The organism is Peptostreptococcus sp. MV1, assembly GCF_000758885.1.
GTDB lineage: Bacteria > Bacillota > Clostridia > Peptostreptococcales > Peptostreptococcaceae > Peptostreptococcus.
On record NZ_JRNB01000058.1, the window covers coordinates 33,231 to 53,213 of the forward strand.

General features: G+C 38.2%; 16 protein-coding genes. All 16 read left to right on the top strand.

The genetic code is table 11. The features are described from left to right. Window positions 1–119: 119 nt before the first annotated feature. Window positions 120–773, top strand: a complete 654-nt coding sequence (locus HMPREF1639_RS04455) for a hypothetical protein (protein WP_036763754.1) — start codon at window positions 120–122, stop codon at window positions 771–773. 267 nt (window positions 774–1,040) lie between these two features. Continuing rightward, the gene (locus HMPREF1639_RS04460) at window positions 1,041–2,054 is read left to right on the top strand and encodes a hypothetical protein (RefSeq protein ID WP_036763758.1); all 1,014 of its coding nucleotides are present in this window, start codon (window positions 1,041–1,043) and stop codon (window positions 2,052–2,054) included. A 149-nt stretch (window positions 2,055–2,203) separates the two neighbouring features. After that, entirely contained in the window at window positions 2,204–3,577 is a 1,374-nt protein-coding gene (gene scfB / locus HMPREF1639_RS04465) for a thioether cross-link-forming SCIFF peptide maturase (protein ID WP_036763760.1), read from the top strand. A 3-nt stretch (window positions 3,578–3,580) separates the two neighbouring features. Further along, window positions 3,581–5,248: an ABC1 kinase family protein gene (locus tag HMPREF1639_RS04470; RefSeq protein WP_036763762.1), complete on the top strand. Its 1,668-nt coding sequence runs from the start codon at window positions 3,581–3,583 to the stop codon at window positions 5,246–5,248. Between the two features lie 42 nt (window positions 5,249–5,290). Then, window positions 5,291–7,777, top strand: a complete 2,487-nt coding sequence (recJ, locus tag HMPREF1639_RS04475) for a single-stranded-DNA-specific exonuclease RecJ (RefSeq protein WP_036763764.1) — start codon at window positions 5,291–5,293, stop codon at window positions 7,775–7,777. A 23-nt stretch (window positions 7,778–7,800) separates the two neighbouring features. Then, window positions 7,801–8,322: an adenine phosphoribosyltransferase gene (locus tag HMPREF1639_RS04480; protein WP_036763766.1), complete on the top strand. Its 522-nt coding sequence runs from the start codon at window positions 7,801–7,803 to the stop codon at window positions 8,320–8,322. A 94-nt stretch (window positions 8,323–8,416) separates the two neighbouring features. Then, window positions 8,417–10,642, top strand: a complete 2,226-nt coding sequence (locus HMPREF1639_RS04485; RefSeq protein WP_036763768.1) for a RelA/SpoT family protein — start codon at window positions 8,417–8,419, stop codon at window positions 10,640–10,642. A 12-nt stretch (window positions 10,643–10,654) separates the two neighbouring features. Then, window positions 10,655–11,104 carry a D-aminoacyl-tRNA deacylase gene (gene dtd, locus HMPREF1639_RS04490; protein ID WP_036763770.1) on the top strand — a complete coding sequence of 150 codons (450 nt, stop codon included), beginning with the start codon at window positions 10,655–10,657 and terminating at the stop codon, window positions 11,102–11,104. Between the two features lie 17 nt (window positions 11,105–11,121). Further along, window positions 11,122–11,748 carry an MBL fold metallo-hydrolase gene (locus HMPREF1639_RS04495; RefSeq protein WP_036763772.1) on the top strand — a complete coding sequence of 209 codons (627 nt, stop codon included), beginning with the start codon at window positions 11,122–11,124 and terminating at the stop codon, window positions 11,746–11,748. After that, window positions 11,749–13,338, top strand: a complete 1,590-nt coding sequence (gene hemZ, locus HMPREF1639_RS04500) for a coproporphyrinogen dehydrogenase HemZ (protein ID WP_036763774.1) — start codon at window positions 11,749–11,751, stop codon at window positions 13,336–13,338. After that, window positions 13,310–14,572, top strand: coding sequence for a histidine--tRNA ligase (gene hisS, locus HMPREF1639_RS04505; protein WP_036763776.1), 1,263 nt, complete (start codon window positions 13,310–13,312; stop codon window positions 14,570–14,572). The genes hemZ and hisS overlap by 29 nt, the downstream gene beginning before the upstream one ends. 16 nt (window positions 14,573–14,588) lie before the next feature. Beyond that, on the top strand, window positions 14,589–16,379 hold the full coding sequence (gene aspS / locus HMPREF1639_RS04510) for an aspartate--tRNA ligase (protein WP_036763778.1): 1,791 nt from the start codon (window positions 14,589–14,591) through the stop codon (window positions 16,377–16,379). A gap of 3 nt (window positions 16,380–16,382) precedes the next feature. Continuing rightward, on the top strand, window positions 16,383–16,697 hold the full coding sequence (locus HMPREF1639_RS04515) for a metal-sensitive transcriptional regulator (protein WP_036763780.1): 315 nt from the start codon (window positions 16,383–16,385) through the stop codon (window positions 16,695–16,697). A 14-nt stretch (window positions 16,698–16,711) separates the two neighbouring features. Then, the gene (locus tag HMPREF1639_RS04520) at window positions 16,712–17,188 is read left to right on the top strand and encodes a SoxR reducing system RseC family protein (RefSeq protein ID WP_036763781.1); all 477 of its coding nucleotides are present in this window, start codon (window positions 16,712–16,714) and stop codon (window positions 17,186–17,188) included. Window positions 17,189–17,220: 32 nt separating this feature from the next. Next, window positions 17,221–18,189 (top strand): phosphate acetyltransferase, encoded by a 969-nt coding sequence (gene pta / locus HMPREF1639_RS04525; protein ID WP_036763783.1) that lies wholly within the window; start codon window positions 17,221–17,223, stop codon window positions 18,187–18,189. A 440-nt stretch (window positions 18,190–18,629) separates the two neighbouring features. Then, entirely contained in the window at window positions 18,630–19,829 is a 1,200-nt protein-coding gene (locus HMPREF1639_RS04530; RefSeq protein WP_036763786.1) for a dicarboxylate/amino acid:cation symporter, read from the top strand. Window positions 19,830–19,983: the final 154 nt, after the last annotated feature.

Below are 19,983 nucleotides of genomic sequence, written 5' to 3' on the forward strand. Positions count from 1 at the left end.
GGATTATCATCCGTATACCTTATTTTTTTGTAAAAAAAGCTAGACGTAGGCCGATAAATGTGTTAATATAAAGTTGGAAATGATTTCCTGACGTTGAATATTAAGTGGAGGTGTAGCTCATGTTAGGCGATATTATAAGATATAATTTTTTTGCACTAGATGATGTAGATTATGAGACATTTTCTCTAGACTACGCAGTTGTTTTGGATATAGATGAAGACAAAAATACTGTAAAGATTTTGCCTATATCTAATAAATTTAGCAAGGATTGTATAGAGTCTTTTTGTATAGGTTTTATTCCTGGATTTGTAGAAATCAAGAATGAAGGCTATGTAAGTAACAAGCAGTATGTACACTTTAGTAAGGTTATCGATGTGAGGCCAGACGAATTACATCCAGTACACGTACAGGATTTGAGTGGGGCTATAGCAAAGGATGACAAGGGTAGTCCAATCAGTGTTGCCCTAACAGATGACCAGTTGGAGAAGATCTTGAGAAAATACAAGATATACGAAATTGGTGAGGAAAGAAACCTAATTAATCTGTTGATGAAATCAGATGCCCAGTTTATGCTAGCTGATTCTAATGAAATGGACCAGATTCGCAAGGTATGCAACAAGGAAATGGATAAGTACAGGGAATACAACTTTAAGGATAAGAAGGTCATAGTTTTCTTCGTTGGAGGTAAACGTTATTCAGTTGTCATGGTTCCTACTGACAACAAGGACCTATCATATAGAAATGAAAGTCTTAAGCTTGCCTTGGCTAATTAATTTGCTATTACTTTTTGTTTTTTTACAAAACTACCATAATAAACATGCACTATTACAGTGCAGGAACGCCGGAACTTACCACTCCGGCGTTTTTACTTTTTAAAATACATATGGATAAATGTATGGGCAAATAGTCTCAAAAGTCTTCAAAAGGTACCGAAATACTATATAAAAATATTTCATGAAAAAGCTAGTTATATATTTTTTTTGTGAATTGCATGATTATATGGTATAATAGTAGATATTTATGAAATGGAGGTGGATTTTTTGAATTTATTCAAAAAGGCAGTTGTTGCTAGTTTGGTCCTTGCCATGACGATGACAGTTGGATGTGGCAACAATAAAAATGCTGATACCAACAGTAGCGATAAGAAGCAAAAAATCGAATATATAACAGAGATTACTAAGGACAATGTAGAAGAAGTGGTTATTGAATATAAGGAGATATTGTCATACTATAATGACCTCAAGAATAATTTGAAGACTATAAGTGATGCTAGCAAGAATCCTGATCTTGAGAGTGACCTAGTTACAGCTAAAGATTCAATAAAGAATGGACAGACTCTTTTGGCTAGCACTGATACTAAATATAAACCCTTGAAAGAGGCCAAGGAGATACTGAAAAAAATGTATGTCAAGTCTCTTGATATGTCAGACCATGTATTAACTGATTCTGTAAAGTATAAGGAAGAGCTAAAAGATTATGATGTCCTATTTAAGGATTTCAAGGAAAAGATGGATAAGATAAGACTTGATATAGAAAAAGTAAGAGGTAAATCGCCTAAGCAGAAGGATGACCAGCCTATAACAGATGAAGTAGACAAAAATAAAAAAACTGATCTGAATGCTGACAAGAAGCAAGAAGATAGTTCAAATAAGAATACAAATAATGATAAGTCTGATGATTCTAGTAGAAGGTCTAGTAATAAAAATAATGATGAAGACAGGTCTGAAAGAAATAGTAAACCTTCTAACACATCTAAGCCAAGTAGAAACGAATCAAACCAATCAAATAGAAACGGTTCGAATTCAAACCAGGACCAGGGATTTGTTCCAAGGGTTTCTAGTTTAAATAATAGTTTGAGAAGTGAAATAAGGAGTGCAGGTGCAAATGCAGGCGCTAGTTTCAAACAGGGAGGCGGTAATGAGGCCCAGTTAGAATCAGCAGCAACTCAGATGTTCAATGACTTGGAGGGTGATAGTCCTATCCAGGGTAGTCAGTTATCAGAGGCAAGAGCCATATTTGTAGAAGCCTTTAAGGCAGCTTTCTATGGAAACTAATCTTGTACTTGTATAGAATTATAGAAAAATGAATATTAAATATATTTTTTAAATAAAAAACCAACCATGATAGGTTGGTTTTTTTGTCTTGTCTTATAATGGTGTGGTATAATAAAGAGTAAAGGATTTTTAAATTAGGAGGAAGTAAAGTGGAATTAATACACAAGTATAGTTTAAATGGATATAATATCGTCATAGATGTGAATGGGGGCGCTGTTCATGTAATAGATGACGTGACATATAGAGTCTTGGATTTTTATAAGGAAAAAGATTTGGATGCTATAGTTGAAGAACTAGCAGGTGAATTTGAAGCTGATAAGGTCAGGGAATCATATGAAGAAATAAAAAACTTGGAAGAAGAGGGTTTGCTTTATTCAGAAGATGAATACAAGTTCCACCCAAGCTTTGTAAATAGACAACCAGTGGTAAAGGCACTCTGTCTAAACGTCGCCCATGACTGCAACCTAAAGTGTAAGTATTGCTTTGCAAAGCAGGGTGACTTTGGAGGCAAGGCAGAACTAATGCCACTTGAAGTTGGTAAAAAGGCTATAGACTATGTAATAGCTAATTCAGGCAATAGGAGAAATCTGGATATAGATTTCTTTGGTGGTGAACCTCTGATGAACTGGCCAGTGGTCAAGGAACTGGTTAAGTACGGTAGGGAAGTGGAAAAGCCAGCAGGAAAAAATATTAGATTCACAATTACGACAAATGGAGTTCTTTTAGATGACGAAAAGATAGATTTCATAAATGAGCATATGCACAATGTAGTCCTATCATTGGACGGTAGGAAGGAAATAAATGATGGTATGAGGCCAACTGTCAATGATAGGGGTAGTTATGATATCATAGTTCCAAAGTTCCAGAAATTAGTTAGACAGAGACCAAAGGACAAGTACTACTATGTAAGGGGTACCTTCACTAGGGACAACCTTGACTTTTCTCAAGATGTCAAGCACTTTGCTGATTTAGATTTTGAATTGACATCTATAGAACCGGTTGTAGATGATGAATCTAATCCATTTGCCCTAAGAGAGGAAGACCTACCAAAGATTTTTGAAGAATACGAAAAGTTTGCAGATGAATTGGCTGATAGACAGCTAAGGGGAGAAAAAATGAAATTCTTCCATTTTATGATAGACCTAAACCAGGGACCATGTGTAATCAAGAGGATCACAGGATGTGGGGCAGGTAACGAGTACATATCTATTGTACCAAACGGGGATATTTACCCATGCCACCAGTTCGTAGGCAAGGAGGAATATATCCTAGGAAATATAAATGACGAAAAAATTGAGATACCTGAAAATATAAAGACTATGTTCAGAGAGGCTCATGTATATAATAAGGAAACTTGCCAAACATGTTGGAACAAGTTCTACTGCTCAGGTGGATGTCATGCCAATGCAATAAACTTCAATAATGACATCAGAAAACCATATGATTTAGGATGTGAGATGCAGAAAAAGAGGACGGAATGTGCCATCATGATTCAGGCAAAGCTATTGACTGAAGGTGAATAATATATGAGGATAAGTTACAAATATCTAGGCAGATACAAGGAAATTGCAGGCGTTTTAATTAAATATGGATTTGGATTTATAGTAGACAGACTCAATAAGGACTCCCTGACTGCCAAGGTAGTTGGACATGGACCTAGTAGCAAGATCAAGTCTATGACTACAGCCCAAAGACTCAAGTGTGCCCTAGAGGACCTGGGTCCTACCTATATCAAGATAGGTCAGATACTCAGCACTAGGAAGGACATATTTGATGATGATGTCATAGGCGAATTGAGTAAGCTGAGGGACAATGTGGAGATGTTCGATAATGATGTGGCTATGGCTATTTTGGAAGAAGAACTCTCTTGTCCAATAGATCAAGTCTTTTCCTATATCAGTGAGGAACCTATTGCTGCGGCTTCCATAGGCCAAGTCTATGAAGCTAGGCTGATAAATGGACGCAAGGTAGTCATCAAGATACAAAGACCAGATATAGAGACAACTATAAAGGCAGATATTAGTATACTTAAAAATATTGCATCAAGCCTAAATAGTCTACAAAAGGACTTTAACCTAGATGTTGAGGAACTTATCAAGGAAATGGAAATCCAGCTCTTGAGAGAGTTAGATTACAAGTTTGAGTCTGTAAATGGAATCAAGCTTGGGAAAATATTTAAGGATAGTAAAGAAGTTTTTATACCAGAAATATTTGGTGATTATACTAGCAAAAAAATTTTAGTAATGGAGAAGGTAGAAGGTATATGTCTATCGGATCTAGAAAAGCATGGTTTGGATGATCAGGAGAAAAAGAGGATAATAGATGTGGGTGTTAGGTCATTTTTTAGGCAGGCTATGACATGCGGCTTTTTTCATGCTGACCCCCATCCAGGCAACATGTATATCCTAGATGATGGTCGACTAGCCTATATAGATTTTGGCATGATAGGCCTGATCGATGATAAGACTCTAGGGTATTTGAACCAGTTGATAATTGCATCTACAAATAAAAATATAGATAAAATTATTAGAATTTTGACAGATATGGATGCTATGTCAGTTGATGTAAATACAGAGGGCTTGAGAAGGGACCTACTTTATTTAATTCATTACTATTACGATATACCTTTTGATAGGTTGAGTATAACCGATATACTAGATGAGGTTTTTAGGTTTATGAGAAACCACAAGATAAAGTTACCGTCTCAGTTGATTATACTGGGAAAGACGGTGGTTACCCTAGAAGGAACATCAAGAGGTATGTACAAAGATTTTAGCGTGGAGAGTATAGCCAATTCGTATTTAAAGTATTATAGGGAAGAAAAGATAGACCTTAAGAAGAACCTATCCAGACTAAAATCCAACATGGATGAATACTATTATGAGTGGATTACGGTACCTGGACAAATAAAAACTATACTATCTACACTTGAAAAAAACAATATGAAATTGGAGCTTGGAGAATTGAAATCTCCTAGTTTGGATGATAGCATAAAGAAGTTTACTACTCAAATGTCTATGAGTGTTATGCTGGCAGCCTGTATAGTGGGTTCGTCATTGATACTGGCGTCATCAAATATACAAAAAAGCATAATGATAAAGTACGTAAGTATAGTAGGCTTTATAATATCATTTGTAATAGGTATAACCCTGGTATTTTTAATATTCAGAAACAACTATCACGACAAGAAATAAATGATAATAAATATATAACAGAAGAATGAAGGGAGGGCTTTGATGAAAAAATGGAATATACTACATAGGCAAGAACCTATTAGAAATGAACTTATGGCATCTATGTCTATATCGAATGAAATAGGACAAATCCTTCTAAATAGAAGTATAGAGAGTAAAGAAGATATAGAGATGTTCACTAATCCATCCTTAGATTATCTTAGAGATCCATTTTTACTCAAGGATATGGATAGGGCAGTAGAGAGAATCAAGCTTGCTATATCTGAGGGTCACAATATATGGATATTTGGGGACTATGATGTGGATGGAGTATCATCAACATCTATAATGGTCTTGTATTTCAAGTCAATAGCCTATCCGGTCAACTATTATATACCAAACAGGCTAGAAGAGGGCTACGGATTAAATACAGATGCCATAGACCACATCAAGAGCCAGGCAGGTGATCTGATAATAAGTGTTGACTGCGGTATTACCTCTGTAAAAGAGGTAGAGTATGCCAAGAGTTTGGGAATAGACGTAATAATTACAGACCACCACGAGTGCCAGGAAGACCTGCCAGCTGCCTATGCAGTAATCGACCCCAAGAGAGAGGACTGCACTTATCCCTTCAAGGGTATATGTGGCTGTGGAGTTGCCTTCAAATTGATCCACGCCCTATCTGGAAGGGATGAATTTTACAAAAATATAAAGAGCTACCTAGAAATAGTATCTCTAGCTACTATATGTGATATAATGCCCATACTAGACGAAAATAGGATTATAGTAAAAAACGGCATGGAGATATTGGGTCAGGGCAACAACCTAGGTATGAAGGCCCTCTTGGAGATATGTGGACTAGATGGTACAAAGATAAAAAGTTCCCACCTTGGATTTGCCCTAGGTCCTAGGATAAACGCCTCAGGTAGGCTAGGATTTTCTAGGTTAGGAGTGGAGCTCTTTACTACTGACAGTCCGCAAGAGGCTAGGATATTGGCACATATGATGGACGATAAAAATACCCAAAGGCAGGAGGTTGAGGCCAAAATCCATATGGAAGTCGAGGATATTATATCCAAGGACAAGTCTTTTAGGGATGATAAGGTCTTGGTCGTGTCAGGTAAAGGATGGCACCACGGCATTATTGGTATAGTTGCTTCTAAGGTCACTGAAAAATACTACAAGCCATGTATACTTCTTTGTGAAGAAGGTAATATGGCAGTGGGTTCAGCTAGGTCTATAAAGGGCTTTGATATATTTTCCGCCCTATTTGAATGCAGGGACTACATGACCAAGTTCGGTGGCCACCAACAGGCGGCTGGTATGAGTATGGAGGTAGACAAGATAAGCCTTCTAAGAAAAAAAATAAATCAGATCGCCAACTATGAATTAGAAAAAGAAGACCTAATAGAAACAATTAGGGTAGAATATGAAATACGTGAGTCGAGCTTAGATCTTGACCTAGTGGAGGAACTTCACCTGCTGGAGCCATTTGGTATTAAAAATCCGACCCCGTATTTTATGTTGAGAAATTGCCTTCTAAAGAGGGTAATGACGATAGGTAAAGACAAGAGCCACCTAAAGATGCTTGTAGACAAGGATAGGGAGTTTGAGGTAATAGGTTTTGGCATGGCCTATATGAGGTCTGGTTACCAGGAGGGAGACCTAGTTGACCTAGTTTTCCAGGTTGATTCCAATACCTTCAACAATAGGACCAGTCTTCAGTTGCTATTAAAAGATATGAGGCTGTCCAAGCCAAGAAGTCTATATCCGGGTTACTACTTTGCAGATTTAGTGGAAGGCTTGATACCGGATGCTTGTCATAGCTATACGACCGATTTATCTGATAGAGTTGAGGAAAAGCCAGGAAGAGGCCCTGCAGACAACTTGGTGCTATCCGATTCGCATAATGATGTGGAAGACCAGATTGTCAAACTAGCTGGACTAGAGAATAAAAATGAGGGCAAGGAGCTAAATCTGGGAGACTGCAACCTATTTCTAGTAAATACTATAAATGGATATTTTAAGGCCCTTTCCGATAAAAATTTGTACTATGATCAGAAAATAGACCTTATATTTTTAAGAAATATTGATAAAATCGACTTAAAAGTATATAATAAAATTATTATATACGACTATTTTGACAATTATGACCAGTATAGGAGTTTATTGGAATATAAAGGAGACTCAGATATAGTTATCAACTACAATGAGTCGGATTTTGTATACTTAAAAAATAAGTTTAAATTACTTAGATTTAATAGAAAAGAATTTGTTGTTGTATATAAAAAATTAATGGGTATTAAAAAAGGTAAAATAAAATATAGTGATTTGATTGAATTAACGAGATTAAATCCAGTTAAAATATATTTGATATTGAAGGTATTGGCCAGTGAAAAATTGATTAAATACTTGGTTGATTTTGACTCGGATTCAATCGACATTGAAATATTGCCTAAGCCAGATGCCAAGCTCAATTTAGAAGAAAATAAAATTATTGAATGTATAGCTGATTACTATAAAAGTTTTGTTGATGCATACAATTTATAATAGCTGATACTATGGAGGAATATATGAATTTAGAAGCTAAGATTAGAAACGTCCAAGATTTCCCAAAGGAGGGTATAGGTTTTAAAGACATCACTACATTGATTGGTGATGGTGAGGCCTTCAGAGTGGCTGTTGACAAGATGGCAGAAGATTTAAAGTATAAGAATGTAGACATAATAGTTGGACCAGAGGCAAGGGGATTTATATTCGGTACACCAGTTGCCTATGCTCTAGGAGTAGGATTTGTTCCAATTAGAAAACCAGGCAAGTTGCCAGCAGACGTAGAATCTATAGAGTATGATTTAGAATATGGAACTGACATATTGGAAATCCACAAGGATGCTATTAGGCCAGGACAAAGAGTGGCTATAGTTGACGACCTACTAGCTACAGGTGGTACAACTGCAGCTGCTACAAAGTTAATAGAAAAGCTGGGTGGTCAGGTTGTAGGCCTTGAATTTTTGATTGAATTGACATTCCTAAATGGTAGGGACAAGTTGGAGGGATATGATATCCAGACTCTAGTTCAATATGACAGTGAATAATAATAGTAGGCGTGATGATGCAAGGCAAATAGACAAGGTTGATAAATTTTAGCTTTACTAGCTTATGGTATATTTAGTATGAGAGGGTGATTTTATGTATGATGATAGAATAAAAAGTTTAATAGAAAAGATAAGAGCATATGCGCCTAATTCTGATATTGATAAGGTAGTAAGAGCATATAATCTAGCCAAGGAAGCCCACAAGGATCAATACAGGAAGTCTGGAGAACCATATATTATTCATCCGGTAGCTGTAGCCAATATATTGGCTGATATGGAATTGGATATCGAAGCTATTTGTGGTGGGCTTCTTCATGACGTTGTTGAAGATACTGACTATGAAGAAGCTGATATAGAAGAGATGTTTGGTAAGGATGTAGCCGCCTTAGTAGATGGAGTTACAAAGCTTGGCAAGATCAAGTATATGACCAAGGAAGAGTCACAGGCAAGTAATCTGAGAAAGATGTTTTTGGCAATGGCCAAGGATATGAGGGTCATGCTGATAAAGCTATCAGACAGGCTTCATAATATGAGGACCCTTGAATATATGGATAGCGAAAAGGTCAAATACAAGGCCCAAGAGACCCTAGATATCTATGCAGGTATAGCCCATAGACTAGGTATATCTACAATCAAGTGGGAGCTAGAGGACCTAGCCTTTAGGTTTTTGTATCCTGACGAATATTATGACTTGGTTGGTAAGGTAAATAAGAAGAGGGAACAAAGAGAGGCCTATATAGATGAGATTGTAGGTATCATAAAGAAAGATATGGACGAAAAGAGCGTTGACTGCGATGTATACGGACGTCCAAAACATTTTTATAGCATCTACAAGAAGATGAAAAAGAAAAACAAGAGTTTTGATGAAATATACGACTTGACAGCAGTCAGGGTCTTGGTAGACACAGACAAAGACTGCTATGCGGTCTTAGGTGAGGTACACACCCTGTGGAAGCCAATTCCAGGTAGGTTCAAGGATTATATAGCCATGCCTAAGCCAAATATGTACCAGTCTCTGCATACAGCCGTTATAGGTTCTGATGGAGAGCCTGTCGAGGTACAAATCAGGACTTATGAGATGCACAATGTTGCTGAATTTGGTATAGCTGCCCATTGGAAATACAAGGAAGGTATTACCGACAGTAGGTTAAGTGATGTAGATAGAAGGCTTCAATGGTTGAGGCAGATGATGGAATGGGAGAAGGATGTAACAGACCCACATGAATTTTTGGATGCATTGAAGGAAGATGTATTCAATGCCCAAGTATATGTATTTACACCGCAGGGAGACGTATTAGAGTTGCCAAATGGAGCTACACCGATAGACTTTGCCTATAGGATTCATTCTAAGGTGGGCAATAAGTGTGTAGGGGCCAAGGTCAATGGTAGAATCGTACCCCTAGAATATAGCTTGAAGAATGGTCAAATTGTGGAGATACTTACATCGGCAAATTCTCTAGGGCCAAGTAGGGATTGGATGAATTTGGTAAAGACTCCTAATGCTAGAAATAAGATAAAACAGTTCTTTAAAAAGGAAAGGCGCGAGGAAAATATCGAGAGAGGCCTTGCTATCCTAGACAAGGAACTTTCAAGGAATAATTTAAGTAGAAATGATGTCAAGGTCATGGCTGCAATAAAGGAAGTAGCAGCAAGGTTTAACCAGCCGGACTATGAAGATTTTTTGGCTACAATAGGATATGGCGGCATTATAGGTAACCATGTAGTTGGCAAGGTTAAAGATGAAATTACTAAGGAAGAAAGAAAGCTTGAAAAAGAGCAAAAGGCCAACCTGGAAGAGGAGATAGTAGCCCACAATATAGTAGATCCGGAAAAGAGTAAGTATACTTCTAAAAAGACTGAAAAGAGGCACATCGGTGTCCAGGTTGATGGACTAGACGGCATATATGTTAGATTTGCCAAGTGTTGCAGTCCACTACCAGGAGATGATATAGTTGGCTATATTACTAGAGGTAGGGGAGTTACAGTTCATAGGACAGATTGCGAAAATGTTCTTAGAGACAAGGAAAAGAGCGCTCCTAGGATGGTCAATGTATCTTGGATAGATGATACCAAGTCCAAATTTGAGGCTGAGTTACAGATAAAGGCCAATGATAGGAGGGGTATTATAAATGAAATTACCCACGTAATATCTAATGAAAAAGTTGGCTTGGTTGGAATCTATGGAAGAAAGGGTAGCGATATAGGTGTTACCGTCGACCTTATAGTAGAGGTTGTAGGCATAGATGAATTAAATAAATTGATTAGAAAAATGATGAATGTACCGGGAGTTGAAGAGGCTTATAGGGTGCAGGGCAGATAGGAGTAAGATGCTATGAGAGCAGTAGTACAGAGAGTTACTAGGTCAAAAGTAGAGGTAGAAGGCCAGATAAGTGGACAGATTGACAAGGGTTTGATGGTACTCTTGGGGGTTGGAAATGATGATACTTCAAAAGACCTAGATTATATGGTCGACAAGATAGTCAACCTTAGAATATTTGAAGATTCAGATGATAAGATGAATTTATCCCTTTTGGATGTAGGTGGTCAGCTCCTAGTAGTCAGTCAGTTTACCCTATTTGGGGATTGTAGAAAGGGTAGACGTCCAGGTTTTAGTAAGGCTGCTAGACCAGATATGGCAGATGACTTTTACCAGCAGTTTGTTGACAAGGCCAGGGCCATGGGTATAGATACCCAGACAGGCAAGTTCAGGACTCATATGATGGTGGAATTGGTAAATGATGGACCAGTTACTCTACTGATTGATTCTAAGAAAAATTTCTAGGAAGGATTTATAAATAAATGAAGATAAAGGTAATAACAGATAGGATGATGGAAGAAAATACCTATGTATGCTATGATGAAAATACTCTAGATGCAGTGCTAATAGACCCATCACTTAACATAGATGAAGAAAAGAAATTTATAAAAGATAATAATCTAAATGTAAAGTATATTATGTTGACTCATGGCCATGCTGACCATATAGGAGACGTATTAGAACTAAAGAAGATGACTGGTGCCAAGATATTGGCCCACCAGGATGAAAAAGAAATGTTAAATGATGCTAGCAAGAACATGAGTATCCAATTTTTCCCAGTCAGGGTGGAATTCGATGCAGACATATATGTTACAGATAGGGAAAAGTTAAAGCTGGGAGACCATACATTTAGCTTTATAGCTACACCAGGCCACACTAAGGGTGGTATGTGTATCAGGTTGGGTATGGATATGTTTACTGGTGATACCCTATTTGCAGGCTCAATAGGTAGGACTGACTTCTACGGCGGTGACTACAAGCAACTATTGAAGTCTCTTAAAAAATTGAGCAAGATGGAAAATGACCTAGCAGTGTATCCAGGACATGGACCAGCCAGTACAATAGGTATTGAGAAAGAAAAAAATTATTATATGAAATTGGTGGTATAGATGTATATTTTGTTGCAGGGGCACGATTACAGGTACGAGATATCCGAATTTCTAAAGCTATTCTCTTCTGAGTTTTCTTTTATAGAATGCTCAGAAGATTTTGGCGTTAATAGAGAAGAGGAAGTCTTGGTCAATAAATTGGATATAGACTACTCCGATGACAGGGTCAAGATAGCCACAGTCAGTCAGGTATACAAGGGTGACAAGGTCATATATGAAAAAGAACTTTCAGACAAACTATTTATAGCTGATGTGCTAGGTCCATATGATGGAGGCCTTGAAGATGAAAAAAAATTTGCAAAAAGAAAGAAAAAAATAGATAATAATATTAAGACTATATCAAAAAGATTGATCCAGAGGTCTATGTTTGACTACCTAAATGAAAAATACGACGCCAATGTTCCCTGGGGGATATTGACAGGAATCAGGCCGGTTAAGCTGATACACAGCCTTATGGACAAGGGAAAAAATGACCAAGAGATAGCAGACTTTATGAAGGATGAGTACCTAATATCCCAGGAAAAATTGGACCTGATTATGGATATAGCCAAGAGGGAGAGACCCTTTATATACCCTACATCTGAAAAGAAGATATCACTTTATCTGAGCATACCATTTTGTCCTACAAGGTGTCTCTATTGCTCATTTCCATCCCACAGCCTAGATAGGTATGGACAGCATAGGTCAGCCTATGTAGAAACCCTTCTAAAAGAGGCCAGGGGTATAAAGTCAATAATAGAAGACTTTGACAAGGAAATAGAGAGTCTATATATAGGTGGTGGTACGCCAACCAGCCTGGATGCAGGTGACATGGACTACCTGATATCCAATATATTTGAGATATTAGACCTATCTCATATCAAGGAATTCACTGTAGAGGCAGGCAGGCCAGACACCATTACTAGAGAGAAGCTGGAAGTGCTAAAAAAGCATGGCGTAACTAGGATTAGTATAAATCCGCAGACCATGAACCAGGCCAGTCTAGACAGGATAGGTAGGAGGCATAGCGTAGAAGATATTGTAGACTGCTACCAGATGGCGAGAGATCTAGGTTTTGATAATATTAATATGGATCTGATACTAGGCCTACCAGGAGAGACTCCAGCCATGGTTGAAGAAACTATGAAAAAGATTGTAGATCTAGACCCAGAGAGTGTTACAGTCCATACACTGGCACTCAAGAGGGCATCAGACCTAAACATTAATTTGGAAGACCATAAAAACGATTTGAGCAACTATAGGAATATGGTTGAGATGATAGATATTTCTAGGAAATACATGGATGAAAACGACTACAAGCCTTACTATATGTACAGGCAAAAGCACATGATGGGCAACCTGGAAAATATAGGCTATGCCAAGCCGGGCTATGAATGCCTATACAATATGCAGATTATGGAAGAAAAACAGTCCAACTACGCCATAGGGGCCGGGGCGGTTTCCAAGTTTGTGTACCTTGATGAAAATAGGATAGAAAGAGTCGATGATGTAAAGAGCCTAGAGCATTATCTAGCTAGAATCGACGAAATGATAGATAAGAAGTATAAGGAGGTAGCAAAAAATGTTGACAAAAGCACCAAGAGGAACTAAGGATATAATACCTGCAGAAGCCTATAAATGGAATTACTTGGAAGGTAAGTTTAGAGACCTATGTAGATTATATGGCTATGAAGAAATAAGGACACCTGTATTTGAGCATACAGAGCTATTTAAGAGGGGTGTGGGAGATACTACAGACATAGTTCAAAAGGAAATGTATACTTTCAAGGATAGGGGAGACAGAGACCTTACCCTAAAGCCAGAGGGAACAGCCGGAGTGATCAGGGCCTTTATAGAAAACAAGATGTATGCAGAAACTCAACCTACAAAGCTATTCTACATCACACCATGTTTTAGGTATGAGAGACCCCAGTCAGGTAGGCAGAGACAGTTCCACCAGTTCGGTGTAGAGGCCATTGGTAGCGATACTCCTTCACTAGACGCAGAGGTAATCTCACTTGCCATGCAGTTCTTAGGAGAGGCAGGTCTAAAGGACCTGACAGTATCTATTAATTCAGTAGGATGTCCAGTATGTAGGGAAGAGTACAACAAACTACTAAAGGATTACCTAGCAGCCAAGGCTGATGTCCTATGCGACCTATGTAACGATAGAAGAGACAAGAACCCTATGAGGGTAATAGACTGCAAGAATGAAACCTGTCAGGCCAATATAGTGGACATACCTTTGATGGCAGACCACCTATGCGATGACTGCAAGGACCACTTTACAAAGTTAAAGTCATATCTGGACGAAATGGGTATCAACTATCTAGTCGACAAGAAGATAGTAAGAGGGCTTGACTACTACAAGAGGACAGCCTTTGAAATCATATCAAATGACCTAGGTGCCCAGTCAACAGTATGTGGTGGCGGAAGGTACGATGGTCTAGTAGAGCAGATAGGAGGGCCAAGTGGCTACAGTGGTATAGGCTTTGGTCTAGGAGCAGAAAGACTACTATTGACTCTTGAAGCAAATGGGGTTGAAATAGACAATCCTAACCACACAGATATATTCGTGGTGACAATAGGTGATAGGGCAAAGCTAAAGTCATTTAGCATCCTAAAGGACCTAAGAGTCAACCACATATCAGCTGACAAAGACCACCTAGACAGGAGTCTAAAGGCCCAGTTTAAGTATTCTAACAAGATAAATTCAAGGTATACTATAGTAATTGGTGATGATGAGCTAGACAAGGATGAGGCCACATTGAAAAATATGGAAACAGGTGACCAAAAATTGATAAAAATCAGTGAATTAGTTAATGAACTAAGAACTGTACTATAATTTGGAGGTAGAGGCATTGGATAATTTAAAGGGAATGAAGAGAACTTGTTATGCAGGAGACTTGAGAGCTTCTGATATAGGCAAAGAAGTAGTATTGATGGGATGGGTCCAGAAAAAGAGAAATCTAGGCGGACTAGTCTTTGTCGATTTGAGAGATAGGGGTGGCATATCCCAGATAGTATTTGATACAGATGTGAGCAAGGAAGCCTTTGAAAAGGCAGAAAAACTAGGCAGTGAGTACGTAATAGCTGTCAGGGGTAAGGTATGTGAAAGACAGTCAAAAAACCCTAATATGCCAACAGGTGATGTAGAGGTATTCGCTGAAGAACTAAGGCTTCTAAACGAATCACAGACACCACCAATATACATCAAGGATGACGATGAAGTAAGTGAAGCCCTAAGGTTGAAGTATAGGTACCTAGATCTTAGAAAGCCAAAGATGCAGAAGAATCTGATGCTAAGGCATAAGGTGGCAAATGTAGTGAGAAACTACCTATCAGACAATGACTTCTGTGAAATAGAGACACCTTTCTTGGTAAAGCCAACTCCAGAAGGTGCCAGAGACTATCTAGTACCATCAAGGGTAAATGAAGGTAAGTTCTATGCCCTACCACAGTCACCACAGCTATACAAGCAGCTATTGATGGTGTCTGGTATGGACAGGTACTTCCAGATAGTAAAGTGCTTTAGGGATGAAGACTTGAGGGCAGATAGACAGCCGGAATTTACCCAGATAGACTGTGAAATGTCATTTGTAGAAGAAAATGATGTAATGACTATAATGGAAGGCCTAGTAAAGGACATCTTCAAGAAGGTCCTAGACAAGGATATAGAGACACCATTCCCAAGAATGACATATGCAGATGCCATGGACAAGTATGGATCTGACAAGCCAGACACAAGATATGGCTTAGAATTTGTAAATATATCCAACATAGTAGCAGACTGTGGCTTCAAGGTATTTGCAGATGCGACAAGGCCAGGTAGTTCAGTAAGGGGTATAAATGTAGTAGGTGGGGCAGACCAGTTCACAAGAAAGGCCATCAGCCACCTAGAAGATCACGCCAAGACATACAGGGCCAAGGGTCTAGCCTGGATGAAGATTACAGAAGAAGGCGTGACTTCTCCTATAGCAAAATTCTTCTCAGAAGAGGAACTAGCAAAGATTACAGGGGCAATGGATGCCAAGCTAGGTGACCTATTACTATTTGTAGCAGACAAGGACTCTGTAGTATACGATGCCCTAGGTCAGGTCAGAATAGCAGTAGCAGACAAGCTAGGTCTAGCAGACCCTAACCAGTTCAACCTATTATGGGTAACAGAATTTCCAATATTTGAAGAAGATGAAGAAAATGGTAGGTATGTAGCCAAGCACCACCCATTCACTTCACCAATGGATGAAGACCTAGACAAGCTAGAGTCAGCAGAAAATAAGCTAGAACTAAGGGCCAAGGCCTATGATATAGTACTAAATGGATACGAAGTAGGTGGAGGTTCTATCAGAATTTCCAATGCAGAAGTGCAGAAGAAGATGTTCAAGGCGCTAGGGTTCTCAGATGAAGAGGCCTACAACAAGTTTGGTTTCTTGATTGATGCCTTCAAGTTTGGTACACCACCTCATGGAGGTATAGCATTTGGTTTAGATAGGCTAGTCATGCTACTAGCAGGGGCTGACAATATCAGAGAGGTAATAGCCTTCCCTAAGAACCAGAATGCAGTATGCCCTATGACAAATGCACCAAGTATAGCAGAAGACGACCAATTAAAGGAACTAAGTATAAGGGTAGCCATAGAAAATAAGGAATAAGCTATGAGTATTGATTCGGTAAATAATCATGATGATAGACACCTGAATCCCAACAACGACAAGGACCTACTTTTGAAGAGACTCAGGAGGATAGAAGGCCAGATTAAGGGGATCCAGGGTATGGTTGAAAATGAAAGGTACTGTGTCGACATACTGACACAAATATCTGCAGCAAAGTCAGCCATCAATGCCGTTGGGAATATGATCCTAGAAAATCATATTAGGGGCTGTGTTAAAGAGGCCGTCGAAAGAAACGAGGACGACAAGCAAGAGCTAATTGATGAAATGATTGAACTAATGGTGAGATACTCCAAGTAAGAGGAGGTATGAGAATGGATCAAAGAGGTAGAATAGTAGAAATAGTAGATGAAAAGACTGCTATGATGAAGATGCAGAGAAACTCTGCCTGTGCATCTTGTGGCAAGTGCATAGGTTCTTCGTCATCAGAGTCAAAGGAAATAGTAGTTGAAGTAGACAACAGCATAGGGGCCAAGTTAGGAGACAATGTAGAGGTTAGCATGGATCAGATAGACGTAATGAAAGCCCTAGGCATCCTATATGGTATACCACTAATAGCCCTTTTAATAGGGTCGGTGGGATCATTTTATATATTAGAGTCAGCTGGTGTCACTAATATGCTAGAAATATTGAGTGCCTTGATAGGATTTGCCTTCACAGGTATATCCTACCTATTGATAAGGACAAGAGAGAACAAGTTTAGAGCTAGTAGAAAATATATGCCAACAGTAACCCGTGTTGTCATAGATTTGAATGCGTGTCCCGTTGATGGTAGTTGCGGTGATATGTAAATAAAAAGCAATAGATAATCAGGAGGAAGAAAATGGAATTAATCGAAGGATTAAAAGCACAAATTACTGGTAAAGACATCAAGATAGTCCTACCAGAAGGAACTGAACCAAGAATAATTGGTGCAGCAGCAAGACTACACAAGGAAGGAATCTTGGTACCAGTCCTAGTAGGTCAGCCAGATGCAATCAAGGCAGTAGCTGGGGAAAAGAAGATAGATATAGAAGGCATAGAAATTCTAGACCCAGATAACTATCCAGCTTTTGATGAGATGGTAGCAGCCTTTGTAGAAAGAAGAAAGGGCAAGGTAAGCGAAGAAGATGCCAGAAATATCCTAAAGGATGAAAACTACTTTGGAACAATGTTGACATACATGGACAAGGTAGATGGTATGGTATCTGGTGCTGTACACTCAACAGGAGATACAGTAAGACCAGCCCTACAGATAATCAAGACTAAGCCAGGCGTATCAAGAACTAGTGGTGCCTTTGTAATGTTAAAGGGTGACACTAGGTACATATTCTCAGATTGTGCTATAAATATAGAACTAGATGCTGAAGGTCTAGCAGGAGTAGCAGTAGAATCAGCCAGAACTGCCAAGATGTTTGGTATAGACCCAAAGGTAGCTATGCTGAGCTTCTCAACTATGGGATCAGCCAAGCACGACCTAGCTACAAAGGTTCAGGAAGCAACTAAGATGGCTCAGAACTTAGCACCAGAACTACCTATAGATGGAGAAATGCAGTTTGATGCAGCTATAGTAGAGTCAGTAGGTCAGCAGAAGGCACCAGGTTCAAAGGTAGCAGGATTTGCTAATGTATTTGTATTCCCATCACTAGAGGCAGGTAATATAGGGTATAAGATTGCCCAGAGACTAGGTGGATTTGAAGCACTAGGCCCAATCCTACAGGGATTAAACAAGCCTATCACAGACCTATCTAGGGGATGCAATGAAGAAGACGTATACAAGTTGAGTATAATAACAGCTTGCCAGAGTCTATAGTAATAAATATAAATTGAAAATATAATATGAAAAATTTATTGACGGTAATTGAAAATGATTTAAGCTTATTAGCAAGAATACTTTAATTACCGTCAATATTTTTTATATCAACGAATAAAAATAAAGAGGGATAAGTAGTACAACAAACACTCTTTATGATAGCTATATTCTCCAGGGCTTGATAAGTGTAATTTCTATAATAATATTTTTAAATATAAAGCTTGGTATAAATACTATTATTAAATAAAATGAAATATGAAATTTTAAAATTTGAATAAAAGGTTATTTTTAATTCAATATACAGAATAAATAGAGTTTTTGTCTTTTTTCCTTAAAAAATAAGCATGTTTTAAGTGTTGTCATTGTATTTTTAATGTGTTAAAATGATATCTGTGATTGAGGTTTCATGGAAACCAAATAAAAATTCATAGGAGGAAAAAATGAAAGAAAAGAAGTTTAAGCTGGGTTTAGTTTCTAAGCTTATCATCGCCATTGTAATAGGTATTGGTCTTGGTAGTGCTAGTTTCATACCAGCAGGTTTATTAAGAGTTCTAATCACATTAGCAAGTTTGTTTGGTGAATTCTTGAGCTTTATTATACCACTAATGATCATAGGTTTTGTCGTTAAGGGTATAGCAGAATTATCAGATGGTGCTGGAAAATTATTGGGAATTACGGCAGCTACAGCATATTGTTCAACACTTATAGCTGGGTCAATAGCCTTTGTAGTAGCTAGCAATTTCTTCCCTACATTTATCACACCTGACCTTGTTGAAAAGGTAAAGGGTAACGTTCCAGCTCTTGAAACTTATTTCAAGATTAACCTAAAGCCAATGCTTGATGTTACAAGTGCAGTTGTATTTGCATTTATAATGGGTCTAAGCATTTCTTGGTTGAGGTCTAAGGGTAGAGGTAAGGTACTATACGAAGTTTTTGATGACTTTGAAGCAATTATATCTAGAGTTTTAAGTACAATTATCATACCTTTACTACCAATGTTCATCTGTGGTAACTTCGCAAATATGGCCTATACAGGTTCAGTAGCAAGCGTTCTTTCTATATTCTGGAAGGTATTCTTGACTGTAATAGTACTACACCTACTATACGTAAGTGCTATGTTTATCGTGTCAGGTACATATGCAGGTAAGAATCCATTTAGATTAATTAGAAACCAGGTTAACGGATATGTTACAGCTATCGGTACTCAGTCATCAGCAGCAACTATACCAGTTAACATTGAATGCGCTAAGAAGAACGGTGTATCAGAAGATATTAGAAACTTCGTAGTGCCTCTATGTGCTACAATACATCTAGCAGGTTCTATGATTACTATCACTTCTTGTAGTGTTGCAGTTTTGCTAATGAATGGTTTACCATTTAGCTTTGGAACTGTATTTGGATTTATAGCTATGTTGGGTGTAGCAATGGTTGCAGCTCCAGGTGCTCCAGGTGGTGCTATCATGTCAGCCCTTCCATTCTTACCAATGGTTGGAATTACATCTCAGGTAATGCAGCAGTTGATGATCACTCTATACCTTACTCAGGATAGTTTCGGTACAGCTGCCAACGTATCAGGTGACAACGCCATCGCAGTATTTGTGGATAAACTATATAACCACAAGATTAAAAAAAGTGCCTAGTATAGTTTAGGTTTAAATATTGATTATAGACAGCATCTTTGATAAAAATATGGGGTGTCGCAAGATTCATTTTTATGTGTTCAGAATCCAGCGTCACCCCAATTTTATTGTCTATAGACCTAACTTTTATCTTCCTAGTCTAACTACTTTTAAG